Genomic DNA, 19,505 nt, shown 5'->3' on the forward strand with positions numbered 1-19,505 from the left:
TGTCTTTGCGTCAAGGCTGAAGCCTGCCTGCACCCGTCGATGGCCGCAGAACGTTGCGGCCTTTTGGGCCCTTACTGGCGGGCGCGGCTGAGCATCGCCAGCCGAATCAAAGCGCGCTCCATCAGCGCCAGCGCCGGGGCGGTCTGCCCGGCCGATCGCAGCTGCAGGTCGGTATCGGTCAGAATGGTCAGCGCGGTCTGCAGCTTGGCGGCGCCCCAGCCCTGCGCCTGCCGCAGCACCCGGTCGCGGCGCTTGCCATAAAGCGGCGGCCGCAGGCGGCCGATGCCCTGCGCCGGACCACCGGGATCGGCGGCCACGGTGTAAAGCGTGCGGAAATGGCGGGTCGCCCCGATGCAGAGTGTCACCGCATTGGTACCCTGCGCCTGAAGGCGGCGCAGCAGCGGGCCGATCTCGGCGCTGCGCCCCTCGGCCACCACGTTCAGCACATCGTCAAGTGCGGCTTCGGTGGATTGCGGTGCGACGGCGTCGATATCCTCAAGGCTTAGGGGGCTGCTGTCCTGGTATTTGTAGAGCGCCAGCTTTTCGATCATGCGGGAGAAATCGCCGGGGCCGATGTCATTGGCGATATCGGTCAGCGCCGACATGCTGTCGCCGGGCACATCGCGGATCTGCGCTTCGGAGAGGATCCGCTCAATCTCGGCCCGCGAGGGCGGATCGTCATAGATGCCGGTGGCATAGGCGTTGCGATGCGATTCGAAACCCTTGCGCAGTTTCGATGTGGCCTTTAGCTGCCCGGCGGTGACGATGATCTGGGCATCACCCGGTTGCCAGTCCTCCAGCGCCGCGAGAATCGCAGGGGCGGCGCTGTCGTTGGCCTCTTCGACAAAGACCGCGCGTGGGCCGGGAAAAAAGCCGACCGCCTTGACCGCGTCCAGAAGCTGTGCCGGATCCTTGCGCAATTCGGAGCCGGGCATCCGGGTCAGGCGCATTTCTTCCTCAGCGGCGGCGCCCAGCAGGGCCGCCAGCATCTGTTGCCGTTTCAGCGCCACCCGCATGGCATCGGCGCCATAGATCAACAGACCCGTCTTGTCGGGATCGGGCTTTTTGAAATAGCCCTCGGCGTCGCGCGGGGAGAGCTTCATTCCGCAGTCGGCGCCGCAGCGGCCAGATCCGCAGTGGTCAGCACCCGGGCGGTGATCTGGTCAGCCAGAATCTGCATCAGCCGCGCATTGGCATCGCGTTCCCCGGCCAGGGTTTCCACCGTCGATCCGGTGGCGGAATAGCCGGTAAAGGCATCTTCGCTGCCGCTGGCCACGATAACGCCGTCGGACAGGCGGATCAGGCTGTAGCTGGCAACGCCGACGATGGAATAGCGGGTGGTTTCATTGCCCGCGGTGATCGCCTGACCTTCGCTGCGGGTGCGCAGCGACAGGTCCAGCCGGTAATCGCCGCCAGAGGCGCGGCCAACCCGTTCCTCCAGATTGCGCACCAGCAGGTAGGCGTTCACTTCGTTGTCGGTCTTGATCTCCTCGGGGGACTGAATGGCGATCTTGCCATAAAGCGCCGCGCCGGTGCCCCCCGGCGCATAGACCGGGGTGAAACCACAGGCGGCCAGCCCCAGCAACAGGACCAGCGGCAGCGCGAGGATATGCCTTGGATCAGGCAACGACATTGACGATACGACCCGGCACGACGATCACCTTTTTCGGGGCGCAGCCATTCAGCGCCTTTTGCACAGCTTCGTGCGCCAGCGCGCGTTTTTCAACCTCAGCTTTGTCCAGATCTTTGGCGACGGTGATTTCGCCGCGGCGTTTGCCGTTGATCTGGATCGGCAGGGTGACGCTGTCCTCGACCAGCATCGATTCGTCGGCAGCAGGCCAGGCTGCCGTGGCGACCAGACCTTCGCCGCCCTGCGCTTCCCAGACGGCCTCGGCCAGGTGCGGGGTCATTGGCGACATCAGCTGCGCCAGCGCCATGATCGCCTGTTTCTGCGCCGCCGCGCCCGCCTTGGATTTGGCCAGCGTATTGGTAAAGGCGTAAAGCTTGGCAATCGCCGCGTTGAAGCCGAAGGATTCGACGCCCAGCGTCACGTCGCGGATCGCCTTGTGCATCTCGCGCAAAAGGTCGTCGTCGCCGCTGCCGGATGCATTCGGGTCCATCTCGGCGATCTTCACGGAGAGGTTCCAGACCCGGTTCAGGTGCTTGTAAGCGGCCTCGGCTCCGGCGGCGGTCCACTCCACGTCGCGCTCCGGCGGGCTGTCGGACAGCACGAACCAGCGCGCGGTATCGGCGCCAAAGGCCGAGATAATGTGCAGCGGGTCGACCACGTTGTTCTTGGATTTCGACATCTTGGCCGAGGGAATCACCTCAACCTCGGCGCCGGTCTCCTTGAGGAAGGCCTTGCCGTCGCGCAGCTCGACTTCCTCGGGGTAGTGATAGACCGGGCGGCCATTGTCGCCTTTGGTCTGGTAGATCGCGTGGGTCACCATGCCCTGGGTAAAGAGCGCGTCGAACGGTTCTTTCGACTTCTCCGGCAGGTGGCCGCAGATGTGCATCGCGCGGGCGAAGAAGCGCGAATACAGCAGGTGAAGAATCGCGTGTTCGATGCCACCGATATACTGGTCGACGTTCATCCAGTAATCGGCCTCTTTCATCACCGTGGGCGTTTCGGCGCGCGGCGCGGTGAAGCGGGCGAAATACCAGGACGAATCGACGAAGGTATCCATCGTGTCGGTTTCGCGCTGGGCAGGCTTACCGCATTTCGGGCAGGCACAGTCGCGCCAGCTGGGGTGGCGGTCCAGCGGGTTGCCCGGCACCGAGAAATCGATGGCTTTGCCGTCTTCGTCATAGGGCAGGGCGATCGGCAGGTTTTCCTTCTTCTCCGGCACCACGCCGCAGGCGTCGCAATGGACCACGGGAATCGGGCAACCCCAATAGCGCTGGCGGCTGAGACCCCAGTCGCGCAGGCGGAATTTGGTGACGCCTTCGCCCCAGCCTTCGGATTCGGCCTTGTCGATGGTGGCGTTGATCGCCTCTTCACCGGTGGCCACGTCCAGCCCTGCGAAGTGGTTGATCCATTTTACCTTTTCGGTCTTCGGCGGCACAAATGCCTCGTTTTCGACCGGCTTGGGATCGTCCAGCGCCAGGAAGGTGTCGGTGACCGGCAGGTCGTATTTGCGGCAGAAATCGAGGTCACGCTGATCATGCGCCGGGCAAGCAAAGATCGCGCCGGTGCCGTAATCCATCAGGATGAAGTTGGCGATCCAGACCGGCAGTTCCCATTCCGGGTTCAGCGGGTGTTTCACACGGATGCCGGTGTCGCGGCCCAGTTTCGGCGCGGTCTCGATGGCCTCGGCGGTGGTGCCGCCCTTGCGGCATTCGGCCAGGAATTCCGCCAGTTCGGGGCTTTCGGCCTCCAGCTGTTTGGCAATCGGATGGTCGGGCGAGATCCCCACGAAGGAGGCGCCCATCAGCGTGTCGGGGCGTGTGGTATAAACCTCGATCGGTTCACCACCGTCGGCGCGCTCAAAGGAGAACTGCAGGCCGCGCGATTTGCCGATCCAGTTTTCCTGCATCAGGCGCACCTTGGCGGGCCAGTTGTCCAGACCATCAAGGGCGTCCAGCAGTTCCTCGGAATAGTCGGAGATCTTGAAGAACCATTGCGTCAGTTCGCGCCGTTCCACCAGCGCGCCGGAACGCCAACCACGACCGTTTTCAACCTGTTCGTTGGCCAGAACGGTCATGTCGACTGGGTCCCAGTTCACCACGGCGTTCTTGCGGTAAACGAGATCCTTTTCCAGGAAATCCAGGAACAGCGCCTGCTGCTGGCCGTAATATTCCTCGTCACAGGTGGCGAACATCCGCGACCAGTCGAGCGACAGGCCCAGCGGCTGCATCTGTTCGACCATGGTGTCAATATTGGCGTAGGTCCAGTCCTTGGGGTGCCCGCCCGAGGCCATGGCGGCGTTTTCCGCAGGCATGCCAAAGGCATCGAACCCCATCGGGTGCAGTACGTTGTGGCCGGTCGCAATCTTGTAGCGCGCGATCACGTCGCCCATGGTGTAGTTGCGCACATGCCCCATGTGCAGCTTCCCCGACGGATAGGGGAACATCTCCAGCACGTAATACTTCGGCTTGTCTGCCGTCCGTTTGGCCTGGAAGATTCCGGCCTTTTCCCAGGCCTCCTGCCATTTTGCTTCGATCTCGGAGGCAGAGTAACGCGACATGGATGCGGTCCTTTAGAATGAAAACGCCGGGCTGCAGGGCCCGGCGCTGGTGATACTGATGTTTTGCACGTCTTTCCAGAGGGCAGCGTGTTAGAACTTTTTGTCTGCGATCCGCAGCTGGCGCGCCCGCGCGAGAATCGCGTCCTCAACGGCGCGCACGGTGCCCGCGCTGACCGATCCGCCCCGGCTTTGCAGCGAGACATTGAGCGAGCGCGCGTCCAGCGCCGGGTCGCGCACGTGCACCGTGGCGCGATATGCCCGGCCGCCGCCCGGCGGCGTGCCGTAGCCGGTGACGATCACGCCGGTGAACGGGTCCACCGTCTGCACCGGCAGGAAGTTCAGCACATCCAGCGTCGCCGCCCAGATGTAACGGTTCACATTCACCGTCTGATCGCCGGTGCCCGACCCGAACACGTCCCAGATGGAGGATTTGGAGTAGTTGGTCACTGCCGAATCCGAGCCCAGGTTCGCACCCCCGTCGGCATGTGGCGTCCCGACAGTCACCCGATTGAACAGGCCGCCACCGCCACCTTGCCTGCGCGCCCCACAAGCGGCCACGGCGGTGGCCAGCACGAGAATCAGCGTCAACTTTAGGGTCCGGTGCAGGGTCATTGTTTCGTTCCGAAGCGGCGGTTTCCAACCATCCTACCCAAGCCCTCGCGGGGGGGCAAGGGCCTTGTCATTTCCGGCCTTTTGCCCGCCTATCATATTGAATCCGCCCACAATGCGCATATTTCCCGCAGTCCGTTGGGTTTTCGACAAAATTCGAGTCGCCCTCCGACACATGGCAAGACTGTGGCAAAGCTGCACCATACGCCGCGACTTTGCCACAATGCCGGGGCCAAGCCTTGCAAAACACCCGGCGAAGGAGTGAAACGCTCCTCATACCCACACCGGATTCTCTGGTATGGGCGTATGATTTTTAAAACGAGGGAAAAACTATGAAAAAAGTTCTCTTCGCAACGACGGCGCTGATTGCTACTGCCAGCATGGCCGCCGCCGAAGTGCGGATCAGCGGCTACGGTCGTTTCGGTCTGGGCTACACCAGCGGCAGCGACGCGCGCACCGCCGGCGGCGTCCAGGTCACTGGTGGATATCCGAACAACGGCAACGAACAGGCAATCAACGGTGCGTCCAAGAGCCAAATCATCAGCCGTATGCGTCTGCAGTTCGACATGTCGACGGAAACCGACGGCGGCGTGACCCTTGGTGGTCGTATCCGCACCGAGTCCGATACCGGACAAAGCAGCGCATCGCAGACCGTGCTCTGGAGCGCCCCGCGCTTCTACGCCACCGTTGGCGGGTTCACCCTGGGTGTCGGCAACATCATCGGCGCTTTCGAAGGTGTTCCGGGTGCCTATCTCGAGACACGCTCCGCCGGTAACGGTCTTGACGGCATGCAGTTCGTTTCCCACGTCGGCAACGTGAACAACGAATACTTCAACTGGGATTACTTTGACTCCGACGGCGTCGGCTTCAATGGCGTCGAAGCTCTGTATTCGGCTGGCGCATTCAGCGCGCATGTGTCCTACAGCGTCGACGATGGCTCCGCCGCCTTTACGTCCCTGCCGAACCCGGCACCTGTGACCACCGGCGCTCTCACGGCGGTGAACCGCAAGCGCTCCGCGGTGAACCTTGCCTACACCTTCAGTGACTGGACAGCTGCGGTCGGCTTCCAGGATTCGAACTACCGTTTCGAAGACAAGGCGTTTGTCTCCATCGCAGGTCAGCTGGGTCAGTTCGGCGTTCGTCTGGCTTATGCTGACAACGACGGCATCGACAAGTTCGGTCTCTATGGCAACATGGACATCGGCGCGGCTTCCAACATCGTGCTTTGGGTGACCAGCGAAGACGCGGTTTCCGCCACTGACGTTGCCAACGGTCGTAACGACAACCGCGATGCGATTGCCACTTCGAACCAGCAGGAAGGTACCTCCTACGGTATCAACTATTCGTATGACCTCGGTGGCGGCGCTTCCTTCGAAGCCGGTGCCCAGCGGTCTTCGTATGGCAACACTCAGGTTCAGGCCGGCGCTGTATTCAGCTTCTAAGCTGAACCACAGCACGCTGAACGCGTGAACTTGGGCGGGTCTTCGGACCCGCCCTTTACTTTTGCGCGGCAGTTGTGTTTGGTGAACCCGAACGCAACTGTACGGGGCACACTATGCCGCTGGACGACATTCTGGCCCGCGTCGCGGCCGCCGAAACCAGGGCCGGGCGGGACAACGGGTCTGTCACCCTGATCGCGGTCTCCAAGATGCAGCCCGACGAAAGGGTGCGCGCGATGCTGGAGCAGGGCCATCGCGTTTTCGGTGAAAACCGGGTGCAGGAGGCGGCCGGGAAATGGCCGGGCTTCCGCGCCGAATTCGACGGGGTCGAATTGCACCTCATCGGCCCGCTGCAGACCAACAAGGCCCGCCAGGCCATGGCCCTGGCGGATGTCATTCATACGCTGGACCGGCCCCGCCTGGCGACTGCGCTGGCCCGGCTGGCCCAGGAAACCGGCGCCTGCCCGGATCTGTTCGTGCAGGTCAATACCGGCGCCGAGGAACAAAAGGCCGGGGTTCTGCCCGAAAACGCGGATCAGTTTGTCGCCGACTGCCGGGCGCTGGATTTGCCAATCAAGGGCCTCATGTGCATTCCGCCTGTGGAAGAAGAGCCCAGTTTGCATTTTGCGCTCTTGGCCAAGATAGCCGCGCGCAATGGGCTGCAGGGCCTGTCGATGGGTATGAGCAGCGACTTTGAACAGGCGATTGCCTTTGGCGCTACCCACGTCCGGGTTGGGTCAGCCATCTTTGGCGCGCGTGGCTACTAAAGCGTCATGCGAAAGACCTGAATCACATAACGCTGCCTGAAATCAAAGATTGGGGCGCGTTACGTGATACCTGATGTTTCAAGTATTTCGTCAGACGCTATAGAAGATTTTGAGAAGATTTTGCGCGCGGGCTAGCCCTTGTGCCGCTGTATTGTACGAGGGGCCAGCCCCTCGTGCTGCCGGTTTAATACGAGGGGCCAGCCCCTCGTGCTCCCCGGGATATTTCTGGAAAAACGAAGGGGGGCGGCGGTTTGTGGCAGTCGATTTGATCTGAGCCTAGCGGCCGTGCGCCAGGCCTGCGGGTATGATCAGGCGTGCGCCAGGGCGGATATGCCGGGCCAGCCAGCCAAGGTTGGGGCGTGAGAATGCCAGGCAGCCTTCGGTTGGGTAGCCCGGGCGGCGCCATTGATGCAGGAAGATGGCCGAGCCGCCTTTGGGGGTGGCTCTGGGCCAGTTCCAATCGGTGATCAGCACCAGATCATAAAGCGGATCGGCGCGGCGCAGGCGCTCGTGACTGTAGCTATGCGGCGTGCGGACCATCAGGTTGTAGTCAGGATCTTTCACATCGTCTGACCATAGGTCGCTGGGTCCGATCGGCACCGCCCAATCCGTGGGGGGAAGCATACGGTCCGGACGGTAGAGCATCCCGGCGATGCGATGTACGCCCACGGGTGTAGCGCCGTCGCCTTCGCGCTTGCTCAGCGTCAGCCCGCCCTTGCCGATGGCGCAGGGCAGGAGGCGCCCCATGAAACGCAGACCGCGCGGGGTCAGGACCAGATCCCGGGGAGACAGCGCGGGGGGCATCACAGCAGATGTCCGGATTTGGCCGCCTTGGTCGCGAGGTAGCCTGCGTTATGGGCGTTTTCGCCAACCTTCAGCGGCACCCGCTCGGCCACCGCGATGCCGGTCTTTTCCATCATGGCGATCTTGTTGGGGTTGTTTGTCATCAGCCGCACGGAACTGAAACCCATCTCTTTCAGAATCGCAGCGCCTAGGCGGAAATCGCGCTCGTCATCTTCGAACCCCAGCCGGTGGTTTGCCTCGACAGTGTCAAAGCCCTGGTCCTGCAGGCTGTAGGCGCGCATCTTATTGGCAAGGCCAATGCCGCGCCCTTCCTGGTTGAGGTAGAGCAGCACGCCTGCGCCCTCGTCTCCCATCTGCGCCAGTGCCCCGCGCAGCTGTGGCCCGCAATCGCATTTCAGCGAGCCCAGAACATCGCCGGTGAAACAGGCCGAATGCAGCCGCGCCAGCACGGGCTTGCTGCGGTCGGGGCGGCCGATTTCGACCGCATAATGTTCCTCGGCGCCGTCTTCGGGGCGGAAGATGTGTAACCGGCCCGCCTCGGCAGCGACCATCGGCAGGCGGGCGGCGGCCACCGGATGCAGGGGTGAGCTTTGGCTGAGCAGCGGTCCGGCAGCAGCCCGGGCGATTCGGGTCAACCCGTGCTCGGATGCGAATTGGGGGGCCGTGTTGACGGGCACCAGTAGCGCCGCAGGCAGCAGCCGCGCTGATTTCACCAGGGCAATCGCCAGACGGTGCAGATCGGCGGATCCGTCGCGCAGGCTGGTGAGCGGGCCTTTCATCGGCGTATTGAGATCATCGGCGGGATCGGCCAGCGCCTGTATCCACTGCAAGGAGGCCTGAGCGGGGACTTGGATGCGCGCGAGATCCTCATCATAGGCGCGCGCCTTCAGGGTTTCGGCGCGCCGGGCGGTCAGCGCCAGCGACACCGGGCCAAGGGCCAGAAGCTCCGTTAGCCGCTCGGGCGTCAGGCTTTCGACGGCAATCGCCAGCGCCGCGCTGTCGCCACCCTCCAGCACCACGGGCAGGCCCATGCGCAAATCGACCCGTGCGCGGGCCAGCAATTCAATCATGGTGGGCATCAGGCTCATGCGACCATCCGGAAGTTCGTGACATTATAACAGCCCTTACCTAGGCCCAAATGCAACGGAAGTGAAACAATTCCTGTCTGACGGACACGAGGGCGTGAAACTTCTGCAGCATACCTTGTCGTTGGGGGATGCTGACCGCATCTGTCTGCACACGAACTGGAGGACACCGCCATGGCGCAACTGAAGAAGATTTTGCTGGTAGACGATGACGACGATCTGCGCGAGGCGCTGAGCGAGCAGCTGATCATGACCGAGGACTTTGATGTCTTCGAAGCAGAGAACGGTCAGGCCGCCATGGAGCGGGCCAAGGAAGCGCTCTATGATCTGGTGATCCTCGACGTGGGGCTGCCCGATACAGATGGTCGCGAGCTGTGCCGCCTGCTGCGCAAACAGGGCGTCAAGGCACCGATTCTGATGCTCACCGGCCATGACAGCGACGCCGATACCATTCTCGGCCTTGACGCGGGCGCCAATGACTATGTGACCAAGCCGTTTAAATTCCCGGTGCTGCTGGCTCGGATCCGCGCCCAGCTGCGCACCCATGAACAGTCCGAAGACGCCGTCTTTGCGTTGGGTCCCTATACCTTCAAACCGGCGATGAAGCTGATGGAGACAGAGGACAACCGCAAGATCCGCCTGACCGAGAAGGAAACCAACATCCTGAAGTTCCTCTACCGGTCGAACGACGGTGTGGTGGCGCGCGATGTGCTGCTGCACGAGGTCTGGGGCTACAATGCCGGCGTGACCACCCATACGCTGGAAACCCATATCTATCGCCTGCGCCAGAAGATCGAACCCGATCCCTCCAATGCCCGTATTCTGGTAACGGAATCCGGTGGCTACCGCCTGTCGACCTGACCGGATTGTGACAGTTCGGGGCTTGAAACCTGCGGGGAAAAGCTGTTGACGCAGATCAAAGATCTGTCTGTCAGTCATCTTTACCCTGATCCCATCCCGCGCATATCCGGGTCATGATATGCACCTCCCTGTTGGACTGGGCCGGGCCTTGTGCCCGGCCTTTTTTTGTCTGCGGACCGGCTGAGTCCAGATGTCGCGGATAGACAAAAATTAGTGACGGATTCCACAAGGTGTGCAAAGATTCACTGCGTGGGATACGCCGGAGTTCACCCATGTCGGAGCGCAACAAGCGGCTTTGGCGGTTTTTAGTACGGTTGTCCAAATGGATGACAGCCTATTAGACTAGAAGCAACTTGGGTCCGGGGCCCACGCGCCCTAAAATCGATATCCGTAGTGTGAGAAGATCAACTTTTGATCGTCGGTTAGGTGAGCCTTCCATGGCGGAGAAGGTTGCAAGACCAAACCATAGTCGGCAATCACTCCTGCTTCTCGACCCATCCGGGGTTCAAGAGCTTTAGCCGGCTCGACAGCCCATTTCGGGCCTAAGGCATCTGCAGCTTGATAGACCGCACTTGCGACCACATCTGCGAGTTGCAATCCAGCGACGCTGTAGTGTGGGACATACTCGACCAAACCGAAACGAAGCACTTGGTGCGCAATTTCGCGTTTGCTTAGGAAAGTAGAGCCTCCAGCCGACTGCGCCTTCAGTAGTTCCCAATACGCCTTTGTCTGGCCGTATGAGTGACCTCCACGTGCACTAAAATTACCTTCAAGTATCGCGGGCTGCCGAAGCGTTTGATGCTATCTCGAAGGCAGAAATCCGTCACTCGCTCCATGAGTATTCTAACGCAGTAATTGTAATACCACTGCTTACCGCCACGTCTCGCTGCGCGAGTGTTGTTGTGCCCGCGCATGTTTTTCTTGTTCGATACGACTGCAAAAAACCTGCATGGGTAATCCGCTAATAGTTCACAAGCTCGTCTCCTTTTCGTTGGAGATAGGTCTCTGTAATGCAACGCAGGTCCTTGGACCGCATTGATTTCGGTGCGGACGCTTTTGACCCACTCCACTGTTTTAGTTTCATATTCGGTACGGATTAGCATGCCGCCGATGCACAACCATTCACTGCCGCCGTTTTCATCGATGGGCTTTACGCGCTTGAGGCCGTCATCTCCGGCCTCATCAATATACAGCACATATTCATACGGTTCCGACAAACTGCTCATGACATATGGAAACAACTGACGCTAACCAGAGTCAACTGGGTCAGAAACCCAATGCTGATTGATGACGGCTCATGGATGTGATTTCGCCTCTGGTATCCGGTGGGCCGGGAGGGCAAGAATGGCGCCGAGCCGCTGCCATGACCCGCTGTTACGAAAGAGACGCGCAATGCCCTTTACCCTTGCCACCTGGAACATCAACTCTGTCCGCCTGCGCGAGCCGATCGTGCTGAAGCTGCTGCAGGAAGAGGCGCCCGATGTCCTGTGCCTGCAAGAGTGCAAGAGCCCGGTCGACAAGATCCCGATGGAGGGCTTTGCCGCGCTTGGCTATACCCACATGATCGCGCGAGGGCAGAAGGGGTACAACGGCGTCGCCATCCTGTCGCGGATGCCCATCACCGAGGTCGGCAGCATGGATTTTGCCGATCTGGGCCATGCCCGCCATATTGCAGGTCAGTTGGACAATGGCGTCACTATCCACAACTTTTACGTCCCGGCCGGCGGCGACAAACCCGACCGCGAGATCAACGAGAAATTCGGTCAGAAGCTCGACTACCTCACTGGCATGCGGGATTGGTTCCACGGCGAAAAGCCACAGAAATCGATTCTGGTCGGCGACCTCAACATCGCTCCGCGCGAAGACGATGTCTGGGACCACAAGAAATTGCTGAAGATCGTCAGCCACACCCCGGTCGAGGTCGAGCACCTCGCCGAGACGCAGGATGCAGGCGACTGGGTCGATATCACCCGGCAGGACATTCCCGATGGGCGACTCTACAGTTGGTGGTCTTACCGGGCAAAGGACTGGGATGCAGCGGATAAGGGACGGCGTCTGGATCATGTCTGGGCGACGGGCGACATTTCCAGCGCAGGTCACTCTAGCCGCGTTCTGCGGGACGCCCGTGGTTGGGAAAAACCCAGCGATCACGCACCGGTCTTTGCCACCTTCGACCTCTAGGCAGAGGGCGGGGGTGCTCCCGCCTGCTTTGGAGCAATCGTTGATTGCCCCGCCGCAGTTGGGCCGTGCGCCGTGCTGACGCACGGCGCGGTGCCGCGTTCAGACGTCACCGTCGTGGAGAAACAGCAGCGCGGTAACGCGCTGCCCGGCCCAAGGCCGCATGAAGGCGCCCCATGGGGCGTCTGCGGGCGCGGGAGGGCATGCCATCAGTGCAGCCATTTTGCATATTCCGAGCGTTGCGCCTGCATGTCCTGATACAGCCAGACCATCCTGTCAAAGAACCAGAGTTTTCCGCCGACCATCAGGCTGAGACCGAACAGTGTCAGACCTGGGTCCAGCTGCCACACCCCGTAAACCCACGGAACAACGCCCACCCCGGAGATCAGGGTCAGGATCCTGGCCCATTGCGCGTGATGCGGTGGGATCGGCACCTTGGCACGGTTCAGAAAGACCCGTTCGCCGAAGGTGCCCCGCGCCGCCCAGTTGCCGGTTGTGGCTGGCGGGCCAAAGGCGCGCGGGTTCCACCATGTCCAGATCAGTACCAGAGCAACCGGCGCCAAAGCGCCCCACCCGAGCCAGAGATGAGACCAGATCGCGAGGGTCATAAGCGGGAGAATCGACACCTGGCTATAAACGCTCAGCGGGTTTGCGTGACGGGCCCAGGCCGCGTCATCCATAGCCATCAGGCGCTCGGACAGGGCAAAGATGTCAATGCGCGGAACCGGCACGCGGCAACTCCTCTCTTGGTTTCTTGGCCTTGGGATTCCATATAGGGGGCAAGTTCCAAACGGAGAACAAGAGCATGATGGATATTCTCGGAGGCGCGGGCGCGCCCACGCCCGCAGGTGATCTGATCAAGGACGTCACGGAAGCGACCTTTATGCAGGACGTGGTCGAGGCCTCGATGCAGGCGCCGGTGATCGTCGATTTCTGGGCGCCCTGGTGTGGCCCTTGCAAGACATTGGGTCCGGCGCTGGAGGCGGCTGTCACGCGCGCCAATGGCGCGGTCACCATGGCCAAGATCGATGTGGACCAGAACCAGCGCCTGGCGCAGGCGCTGGCGCAGCAGGGGCTGCCGCTGCAATCAATCCCCACAGTGGTGGCCTTTGTGCAGGGCCGCCCGATCGACATGTTCCAGGGCGCGCTGCCGCCAAGCGAGATCGACGCCTTCCTGAAAAAGGTGATTGAGGCCGCAGGCGGGGAAGCAGGCGATGGCCTTGGTGAGGCGCTGGAGGCGGCTGAGGAAATGCTCGCCGAAGGCGCAGCGGCCGATGCGGCGCAGACCTTTGCCGCGGTTCTGGGCGAGGATGACAAGAACGCCGCCGCCTATGGTGGTCTGGCGCGGGCACATATCGCGATGGAAGATCTGGATCAGGCCGAGGCAATCCTGAACGGCGCGCCTGCCGAGATTTCCGACGCGCCCGAGATCGAAGCGGCTCGGGCCCAGATCGAGCTGGCCCGTCAGGCGCAGAATGCCGGTCCGGTAGCCGATCTGCGCGCCAAGGTCGAAGCCGACCCGGCCGACCATGCAGCGCGTTTCGATCTGGCGCAGGCTCTGCATGCGGCTGGTGATGCCGAGGCGGCGGTGACCGAACTTCTGGAGCTGTTCCGCCGTGATCGCGAATGGAACGACGGCGCGGCCAAGGCGCAGCTCTTCACCATCTTCGAGGCGTTGCCTGCCAACGATCCGGTTGTTCTGAACGGGCGCCGCAAGCTGAGCTCGATGATATTTGCCTAAAGGAACCTGCGCGCTAGACTGAAGGCTATGTTTAAGCCTGCAGATCTGCCTGACACGATTCCCGTGTTTCCCTTGCCCGGGGCGCTATTGCTGCCCCGGTCAAAGCTGCCCCTTCATATCTTCGAACCGCGTTATCTTCAGATGCTGGAAGACACGCTGAAGACGCGCACGCGGCTGATCGGCATGGTACAGCCCTGTCCGCTGCGCAGCGGTGATGCCGAGGGGCTGCATGCTATCGGCTGTGCCGGGCGCATATCGCAATTTTCCGAAACCGATGACGGGCGCTATCTGATCACCCTCTCCGGGATATCCCGGTTCCGGGTGGTGCAAGAATGCGATGGCTTCACGCCCTACCGCCGCTGCGAGGTGAACTGGAGCGGCTTTGAGGGTGATCTGGGCCGGAGCGAACCGGATTGCGGGTTCGAACGGGGGGACCTGCTGGAGCTGTTGGAACGCTTTTTCGCGGCACGCGGCCTGTCGACGGATTGGGAATCGTTGCAGGAGGCCGATGACGAGCTGTTGATCAATTCCCTGTCGATGCTGCTGGATTTCGACCCCGAGGACAAACAGGCCTTGCTAGAGGCGCCCTGCCTTGCCACAAGGCGCGAAACCCTTGTCACCCTGATCGAATTCGCTTTGCGAAGCGGTTCAAGTGAGGACCCACTGCAATGAGTGAAGAACACACCGCCGCGCCCGCCTTTGACCGTCGCATGCTGGAGGCGCTGGTCTGCCCGGTGACCAATGCAGTTCTGGAATACGACGCCGCGGCGCAGGAGCTGATTTCCAAACCTGCCAATCTGGCCTTCCCGATCCGCAATGGGATCCCGGTGATGCTGGTGGACGAGGCCCGCCCGCTGGAGTGAGGATGGTTTGACCGAACTTGGTTGGGCGCAAAGGAGCTCTGTTTCCATACGCGCTGCATGTGCTGCTCTCATTGCTGCCGGCTTTCTTCAGCTGATTGATGCGAGGATATCGGGTTCATCGATAGGGATGTTTTCGACTCTCGCCCTGATGGTGTGGGCTGTTCCTTTGGTTCCGTTGATTGCGATACTGACAGAGCGTTTGCGAAAAACCCCTGTATCGCCGGTGCTGGCAAAGTCAGTTTCAATCGCCGTTCTTTTGTCTGGATTGCTGTTGACGCTGATCGTCGCGGGATTCGCTTCGCCAAAATCGGGCCTTATGGTGATGTTCAATGGAGGTGCGCTGTCGCTTGGAGCGGCGGCAAGCCTGCTGTTCCTCGGGGGCAAGGGGCTGGGGCCGTTTGCAGCACGCGCTGCCTTGTCGGGAATGGCCGTCGCCTCAGTGGCTGCACTCTGGTCGATCCTGTCGGCTGTCATGGTGGTTGGTCACGCAAACAGACTTGCTGCGGGAGCGCCATTCTGCATTGCGCATCATGGCCCTTCATCACAGGTTCAGTCGATCTGGGATCTGAGGGGATTTTCTTTTTTCACAATTGATTCAGGGTACAAATTAAACTCCGGTTGGTATTTCCACGGGGTCATGATCGTCGATAAGGACGATGGGCGTCAGTATTTCAACTGGTCGCCACGACGTATGCAGTTTGATAGGATCGAACACCCCGGGCGGTTTATCGCGCCTTTGCATAATGTCTGTGAGCCGTCGTTGGAGTTCTGGTCCGAACTCTAACGAAAGCGGAGGGCTCCCGCGTCCGGCCTGTCCTTTGGCTTTGCCAAAACAAAGGCGCGGCCTTGGGTCCGGCGCCGCGCTGTCGCGCGGCGCGGTTGCGCCCTGATCAGGTGGAGTGGCTCAGATCGGCTTGCCTTGCAACAGTCGCGGCAGATCGCCGGTTAGCCCGGCGGCCTCGCGCATGAAGCCGCGGCGCAGGCCCGGGACGGCGCCCGCCAGACCCATGCCGATATCGCGACCAAGCCGCAGCAGCGGATTGTCGTTCGAGAACAGCTTGTTGAAGGTATCCGTCGCCAGCGCCAGCGTCGCGGTGTCAAAGCGGCGCCACTGCTGATAGCGGTCCAGCACCAGCGATGATCCGATATCCTCGCCGCGCCGAGTGGCCTCGGTCAGCACCTCGGCGAGGGCGCCGACATCGCGCAGCCCGGCGTTGAGACCCTGGCCAGCAATTGGATGCATGCCGTGGGCCGCATCGCCGATCAGCGCCATACGGTCCCCGATAAAACTGTTGGCGAGCGTCAGGTTCAGCGGATAGGTAAAGCGCTTACCCGCAAGAGAAATCTCACCCAGGAAATCGCCAAACCGGGGTTTCAGTGCGGCGATGTAATCGGCGTCGTTCAGGCCCTGAATGGCTTCAGCGGTCTCGGTCTTTTCACTCCAGACGATGGAGGAGCGGTTGCCGGGCAGGGGCAGGATGGCCAGCGGCCCCGCTGGCATGAAGAACTGATGCGCGATGCCGTGGTGGGGTTTTTCGTGGTCGATGGCGCAGACCAGCGCGGTCTGGCCGTAGTCCCAGCCGGTGCGTTTGATCCCGGCGCGGGCGGCGGTGCCGCTTTTGCGTCCGTCCGAGCCGACCAGCATGCGACCGCGCAGCTCGGCGCCATCATCCAGCGTCAGGGTGACGCCGCTCTGATCCGGTGCCTGCGCCACCACGCGGCGGCCATTCACCGTGGTGATCCGGGGCGCGTCCTCCATCGCCTGCTGAAAGGCGCGGCGCAGAAAGCGATCCTCGACCATATAGCCCATCGGCCCGTCTTCGATCTCGGTATGGTCGAAATGGATGAAGAACGGCGCGGGCCCCTCTCCGGCGTGTCCGTCGGAGGCCTTGATCTCCAGCATCGGCTGCGCTTTGTCCGCGACGTGTTGCCAAACGCCGATCCGGTCGAGCAGACGTTTGGAGGCCAGCGCCAGCGCATAGCCGCGCCCGTCGAAGCCTTCGTCCTTCAGGGCGACCTTGGGCAGCGCATCAATGACGGTGACGCTGTGGCCAGTCTGGGCCAGGGCCAGGGCCAGGGCAGGGCCGTTCAGCCCGCCGCCGACAATCAGGATATCGGAGCTGTTCTTCATGCCCTGCAATATGCGCCTTGCATTCGGAATGTCCATCGCATTGTCCGGTCTTGCAGGTGCGCGGGATTGTCCCTCAGCGCTGCTGCCGTTACCGTCCCCGGCAAAACATATGGAACACGCGACGGGAGACTTTGCGGATGCAGGACTGGCTGAAGATGACGGCTGCGGATCTGGGGCGCGGCATTGGGGCAGGGGAGATCGATCCTGTTGCGCTGACCAAATGCTATCTGGAGGCCATTGACGCGCATCCGCTGCGCGACCGGATCTATACCGTGGTTACGCATGAGCGCGCCCTGGCCGAAGCGGAAGCCGCGGCCGAGCGGGCGCGGATGGATTTGCGGCGCTCGCCGCTGGATGGGGTGCCGATCAGCTGGAAAGACCTGTTCGACAGTGCCGGAACCGGTACCGAGGCGGGATCGGACCTGCTCAAAGGCCGGGTGCCGGATCAGGACGCACGGGTTCTGGCCAATGCCACCGCCATGGGCACCGTCTGCCTGGGCAAAACTCACATGAGCGAGCTGGCCTTCTCTGGGCTGGGACTGAACCCGGTTAAGGAAACCCCGCCCTGCGTCAATGATGAGGGCGCGGCGCCGGGGGGATCGTCCTCTGGCGCGGCGGCTTCGGTGGCCTTTGGTCTGGCGGCCTGCGGTATTGGCTCGGACACCGGCGGTTCGGTGCGCATCCCTTCGGCCTGGAACAACCTTGTGGGGCTTAAGACCACGGCAGGTCGGATCAGCCTAGAGGGCGTGGTGCCACTGTGCCTGAAGTTCGACACTGTCGGTCCGCTGGCGCGTTCGGTCGAAGATGCGGGCCTGATGCTGGGGCTGCTGGAGGGCACCAAGGGGCCGGACCTGCGCAACCCAGCGTCGCTGCAGGGGCGCCGCTTTGCCGATCTGCGCACCGTGGCGCGCGATGATCTGGAGCCTGAGGTTGCCGCTGCCCATGTGGAGTGTCTGGGCAAGCTGAAGGCGGCCGGCGCTGAGATCGTACCGCTGGAGGTGCCGGAGCTGCAGGACGCCATGGATCTGAGCGGAATTCTTTATACGACAGAGGCTTATGGTCTGTGGAAGGATGTGATCGAGGCGAGCCCGGATCTGATGTTTGCCGAAATCCTGGAGCGGTTCCGCGCTGGCGGTCAGCACAGTGGTCCCGATTATGTGGCAGCCTGGGCCAAGCTGGAACAATGCCGGATGGTCTGGGATCAGGCGGTGGCGGGCTTTGACGCGGTGCTGACGCCCTCCTGCCCGATTCTGCCGCCGAACATGGCACAACTGCAAAGCGATCATGACTATTACGTCCGGGCCAATCTTCTGACCCTGCGCAATACCCGGATCGGCAACCTGATGGGGCTTTGCGCGCTGTCCTTGCCCACGAGTAAACCCAGCTGCGGCTTGCAGCTATTGGGGCAACCGGATTGCGAAGAGGCACTGTTGCGGATCGGGGCCAGCGTCGAGGCGGCGCTGTGTTGATCTGACGGCTATCGCACGTTGTTGCAAAAGCACAACTGGACCGTGGGTGCCCTATGCGGCTGGACGCAGGCGCCCACGCTCTGTACCTTATCTGCAAACGGGGCACGAATGATCCCGAAACTGAGGCAATTGTGATGAACTTCCCAGAGCGGTTTTCGAACCTGCCGCCCTATGCGTTTCCGCGTCTGCGGGCGCTGCTTGACCACCATACGCCCGGCGGGGATGTGGTGCATATGACCATTGGTGAGCCGAAACACACCTTTCCCGCCTGGGTCACGGATGTGATCGCGGAGAACGCGGCCGGGTTTAACAATTACCCGCCAAACGAAGGCTCCGAGGAACTGCGCGGCGCAATGTCTGACTGGATCGCGCGCCGCTATGGCGTGAAGATGGATGCGGACCGGCAGGTGATGGCGCTGAACGGCACCCGCGAAGGGCTCTACAATGCGGCGATGGCCCTGTGCCCGGAAACCAAGAACGGCGCCCGTCCAGCGGTGTTGATCCCGAATCCGTTTTATCAGGTTTACATGGTGGCGACGATTTCCGTCGGGGCCGAGCCGGTGTTTGTGCCTGCCACGGCCGAAACCGGCCATCTGCCCGATTACGCCAGCCTGCCGACCGAGGTGCTGGACCGCACAGCGGTGGCCTATATCTGCTCGCCTGCCAACCCGCAGGGCGCAGTGGCCACGCGCGAATACTGGGCCGATCTGATCCGGCTGGCGGAAAAGCATGACTTCCGCATTTTCGCCGACGAATGCTACTCCGAAATCTATCGCGACAGCCCGCCCGTAGGCGCGCTGACCGTGGCGCAGGAACTGGGCGCGGATCCTGAACGGGTGGTGCTGTTCAATTCTCTGTCGAAACGTTCGAACCTGCCCGGGCTGCGTGCTGGTCTGATCGCGGGCGGCCCTGAATGCATTGCGCGCCTCAAACAGTTGCGCGCCTATAGCGGCGCACCGATGCCCGGCCCGTTGCAGGCTGCGGCAGCACGTGTCTGGGCCGATGAGGCGCACGTAGAGGAAAACCGTGCGCTTTATCAGGAGAAATACCAGATCGCCGATCAGGTGTTTGACGGACTGGATGGCTATATGTCGCCCGAAGCGGGGTTCTTCCTGTGGCTACCGGTCAAGGACGGCGGCGAGGCGGCAGCGCTGAAGCTGTGGCAGGAAACCGGCGTGCGGGTGCTGCCAGGCGCCTATCTGGCGCAGGGCGCGCCGGGGCAGAACCCGGGCGAAGGATATATTCGCGTGGCGCTGGTCGCCCCGGCGGAGGCAACACAGACGGCGCTGACCACCCTGCGCAGCTGTCTGTACTGATACGACTGCCACGCGGCCCCGGCTGGGGGCGCGCGGCCAAAATCAATAGACCACC

At 62.0% G+C, this 19,505-nt stretch carries 19 protein-coding genes; 10 read left to right on the forward strand and 9 right to left on the reverse strand.

What is annotated here, in order from left to right; translation table 11 throughout:
• Window positions 1-71: 71 nt before the first annotated feature.
• The 4 genes from holA to AAFO90_RS01065 form a co-directional block, all read right to left on the reverse strand.
• Window positions 72-1,103 carry a DNA polymerase III subunit delta gene (holA, locus tag AAFO90_RS01050; RefSeq protein WP_347508216.1) on the reverse strand — a complete coding sequence of 344 codons (1,032 nt, stop codon included), beginning with the start codon at window positions 1,101-1,103 and terminating at the stop codon, window positions 72-74.
• A complete protein-coding gene (lptE, locus tag AAFO90_RS01055) occupies window positions 1,100-1,633 on the reverse strand; it encodes an LPS assembly lipoprotein LptE (protein WP_347508217.1) in 534 nt (177 codons plus the stop codon). Before lptE ends, holA begins: the two co-directional genes overlap by 4 nt.
• Window positions 1,620-4,187, reverse strand: a complete 2,568-nt coding sequence (gene leuS / locus AAFO90_RS01060) for a leucine--tRNA ligase (RefSeq protein ID WP_347508218.1) — start codon at window positions 4,185-4,187, stop codon at window positions 1,620-1,622. Before leuS ends, lptE begins: the two co-directional genes overlap by 14 nt.
• Before the next feature lie 90 nt (window positions 4,188-4,277).
• Complete coding sequence (locus AAFO90_RS01065) at window positions 4,278-4,799, reverse strand: DUF3576 domain-containing protein (RefSeq protein WP_347508219.1); 522 nt, start codon at window positions 4,797-4,799, stop codon at window positions 4,278-4,280.
• 329 nt (window positions 4,800-5,128) lie between these two features.
• On the opposite strand from AAFO90_RS01065, the gene AAFO90_RS01070 reads away from it, so the two are divergent.
• A complete protein-coding gene (locus tag AAFO90_RS01070; RefSeq protein ID WP_347508220.1) occupies window positions 5,129-6,238 on the forward strand; it encodes a porin in 1,110 nt (369 codons plus the stop codon).
• Between the two features lie 113 nt (window positions 6,239-6,351).
• Window positions 6,352-7,002: a YggS family pyridoxal phosphate-dependent enzyme gene (locus AAFO90_RS01075; protein WP_347508221.1), complete on the forward strand. Its 651-nt coding sequence runs from the start codon at window positions 6,352-6,354 to the stop codon at window positions 7,000-7,002.
• Window positions 7,003-7,278: 276 nt separating this feature from the next.
• Here AAFO90_RS01075 and AAFO90_RS01080 read toward each other — a convergent pair whose 3' ends face one another.
• Together AAFO90_RS01080 and ribA are read right to left on the reverse strand one after the other, a co-directional pair.
• A complete protein-coding gene (locus AAFO90_RS01080; RefSeq protein WP_347508222.1) occupies window positions 7,279-7,806 on the reverse strand; it encodes a L,D-transpeptidase family protein in 528 nt (175 codons plus the stop codon).
• Window positions 7,806-8,894, reverse strand: a complete 1,089-nt coding sequence (ribA, locus tag AAFO90_RS01085) for a GTP cyclohydrolase II (RefSeq protein ID WP_347508223.1) — start codon at window positions 8,892-8,894, stop codon at window positions 7,806-7,808. Before ribA ends, AAFO90_RS01080 begins: the two co-directional genes overlap by 1 nt.
• A gap of 171 nt (window positions 8,895-9,065) precedes the next feature.
• Between ribA and AAFO90_RS01090 the strand changes: the two genes are divergently transcribed.
• Window positions 9,066-9,752: a response regulator transcription factor gene (locus tag AAFO90_RS01090; RefSeq protein ID WP_065271862.1), complete on the forward strand. Its 687-nt coding sequence runs from the start codon at window positions 9,066-9,068 to the stop codon at window positions 9,750-9,752.
• Window positions 9,753-10,456: 704 nt separating this feature from the next.
• On the opposite strand, the gene AAFO90_RS01095 is transcribed toward AAFO90_RS01090, so the two are convergent.
• Window positions 10,457-10,978, reverse strand: a complete 522-nt coding sequence (locus tag AAFO90_RS01095) for a DUF3800 domain-containing protein (protein ID WP_347508224.1) — start codon at window positions 10,976-10,978, stop codon at window positions 10,457-10,459.
• Between the two features lie 166 nt (window positions 10,979-11,144).
• Between AAFO90_RS01095 and AAFO90_RS01100 the strand changes: the two genes are divergently transcribed.
• Complete coding sequence (locus AAFO90_RS01100; protein WP_065271861.1) at window positions 11,145-11,933, forward strand: exodeoxyribonuclease III; 789 nt, start codon at window positions 11,145-11,147, stop codon at window positions 11,931-11,933.
• A 206-nt stretch (window positions 11,934-12,139) separates the two neighbouring features.
• Here the strand turns inward: AAFO90_RS01100 and AAFO90_RS01105 are convergent, their stop codons facing one another.
• On the reverse strand, window positions 12,140-12,661 hold the full coding sequence (locus AAFO90_RS01105) for a DUF6653 family protein (RefSeq protein WP_347508225.1): 522 nt from the start codon (window positions 12,659-12,661) through the stop codon (window positions 12,140-12,142).
• A 74-nt stretch (window positions 12,662-12,735) separates the two neighbouring features.
• On the opposite strand from AAFO90_RS01105, the gene AAFO90_RS01110 reads away from it, so the two are divergent.
• From AAFO90_RS01110 to AAFO90_RS01125, 4 genes are read left to right on the forward strand one after another with little or no spacing between them, the layout of a single operon-like run.
• Window positions 12,736-13,671 (forward strand): tetratricopeptide repeat protein, encoded by a 936-nt coding sequence (locus AAFO90_RS01110; RefSeq protein ID WP_347508226.1) that lies wholly within the window; start codon window positions 12,736-12,738, stop codon window positions 13,669-13,671.
• 27 nt (window positions 13,672-13,698) lie between these two features.
• The gene (locus AAFO90_RS01115) at window positions 13,699-14,343 is read left to right on the forward strand and encodes an LON peptidase substrate-binding domain-containing protein (RefSeq protein ID WP_065271859.1); all 645 of its coding nucleotides are present in this window, start codon (window positions 13,699-13,701) and stop codon (window positions 14,341-14,343) included.
• Window positions 14,340-14,534, forward strand: coding sequence for a Trm112 family protein (locus tag AAFO90_RS01120; RefSeq protein ID WP_065271858.1), 195 nt, complete (start codon window positions 14,340-14,342; stop codon window positions 14,532-14,534). The genes AAFO90_RS01115 and AAFO90_RS01120 overlap by 4 nt, the downstream gene beginning before the upstream one ends.
• Before the next feature lie 7 nt (window positions 14,535-14,541).
• Entirely contained in the window at window positions 14,542-15,318 is a 777-nt protein-coding gene (locus tag AAFO90_RS01125; protein ID WP_347508227.1) for a hypothetical protein, read from the forward strand.
• 120 nt (window positions 15,319-15,438) lie between these two features.
• Here AAFO90_RS01125 and AAFO90_RS01130 read toward each other — a convergent pair whose 3' ends face one another.
• Window positions 15,439-16,665 (reverse strand): UbiH/UbiF/VisC/COQ6 family ubiquinone biosynthesis hydroxylase, encoded by a 1,227-nt coding sequence (locus tag AAFO90_RS01130; protein ID WP_347508228.1) that lies wholly within the window; start codon window positions 16,663-16,665, stop codon window positions 15,439-15,441.
• A 137-nt stretch (window positions 16,666-16,802) separates the two neighbouring features.
• On the opposite strand from AAFO90_RS01130, the gene AAFO90_RS01135 reads away from it, so the two are divergent.
• Together AAFO90_RS01135 and AAFO90_RS01140 are read left to right on the forward strand one after the other, a co-directional pair.
• Complete coding sequence (locus AAFO90_RS01135; RefSeq protein ID WP_347508229.1) at window positions 16,803-18,134, forward strand: amidase family protein; 1,332 nt, start codon at window positions 16,803-16,805, stop codon at window positions 18,132-18,134.
• A 134-nt stretch (window positions 18,135-18,268) separates the two neighbouring features.
• Window positions 18,269-19,450, forward strand: coding sequence for an aminotransferase class I/II-fold pyridoxal phosphate-dependent enzyme (locus AAFO90_RS01140; RefSeq protein WP_347508230.1), 1,182 nt, complete (start codon window positions 18,269-18,271; stop codon window positions 19,448-19,450).
• The last annotated feature ends 55 nt before the right edge of the window (window positions 19,451-19,505 follow it).

This window comes from Phaeobacter sp. CAU 1743 (assembly GCF_039839315.1).
GTDB classification, from domain to species: Bacteria; Pseudomonadota; Alphaproteobacteria; order Rhodobacterales; family Rhodobacteraceae; genus Phycobacter; species Phycobacter gallaeciensis_A.

Bases quoted from the DNA above. Each gene is read 5' to 3' on its own strand.
- holA (WP_347508216.1), bottom strand. From the start codon at position 1,103: ATGAAGCTCTCCCCGCGCGACGCCGAGGGCTATTTCAAAAAGCCCGAT.
- lptE (WP_347508217.1), bottom strand. From the start codon at position 1,633: ATGTCGTTGCCTGATCCAAGGCATATCCTCGCGCTGCCGCTGGTCCTG.
- leuS (WP_347508218.1), bottom strand. From the start codon at position 4,187: ATGTCGCGTTACTCTGCCTCCGAGATCGAAGCAAAATGGCAGGAGGCC.
- AAFO90_RS01065 (WP_347508219.1), bottom strand. From the start codon at position 4,799: ATGACCCTGCACCGGACCCTAAAGTTGACGCTGATTCTCGTGCTGGCC.
- AAFO90_RS01070 (WP_347508220.1), top strand. From the start codon at position 5,129: ATGAAAAAAGTTCTCTTCGCAACGACGGCGCTGATTGCTACTGCCAGC.
- AAFO90_RS01075 (WP_347508221.1), top strand. From the start codon at position 6,352: ATGCCGCTGGACGACATTCTGGCCCGCGTCGCGGCCGCCGAAACCAGG.
- AAFO90_RS01080 (WP_347508222.1), bottom strand. From the start codon at position 7,806: ATGCCCCCCGCGCTGTCTCCCCGGGATCTGGTCCTGACCCCGCGCGGT.
- ribA (WP_347508223.1), bottom strand. From the start codon at position 8,894: ATGAGCCTGATGCCCACCATGATTGAATTGCTGGCCCGCGCACGGGTC.
- AAFO90_RS01090 (WP_065271862.1), top strand. From the start codon at position 9,066: ATGGCGCAACTGAAGAAGATTTTGCTGGTAGACGATGACGACGATCTG.
- AAFO90_RS01095 (WP_347508224.1), bottom strand. From the start codon at position 10,978: ATGAGCAGTTTGTCGGAACCGTATGAATATGTGCTGTATATTGATGAG.
- AAFO90_RS01100 (WP_065271861.1), top strand. From the start codon at position 11,145: ATGCCCTTTACCCTTGCCACCTGGAACATCAACTCTGTCCGCCTGCGC.
- AAFO90_RS01110 (WP_347508226.1), top strand. From the start codon at position 12,736: ATGATGGATATTCTCGGAGGCGCGGGCGCGCCCACGCCCGCAGGTGAT.
- AAFO90_RS01115 (WP_065271859.1), top strand. From the start codon at position 13,699: ATGTTTAAGCCTGCAGATCTGCCTGACACGATTCCCGTGTTTCCCTTG.
- AAFO90_RS01120 (WP_065271858.1), top strand. From the start codon at position 14,340: ATGAGTGAAGAACACACCGCCGCGCCCGCCTTTGACCGTCGCATGCTG.
- AAFO90_RS01130 (WP_347508228.1), bottom strand. From the start codon at position 16,665: ATGAAGAACAGCTCCGATATCCTGATTGTCGGCGGCGGGCTGAACGGC.
- AAFO90_RS01135 (WP_347508229.1), top strand. From the start codon at position 16,803: ATGCAGGACTGGCTGAAGATGACGGCTGCGGATCTGGGGCGCGGCATT.
- AAFO90_RS01140 (WP_347508230.1), top strand. From the start codon at position 18,269: ATGAACTTCCCAGAGCGGTTTTCGAACCTGCCGCCCTATGCGTTTCCG.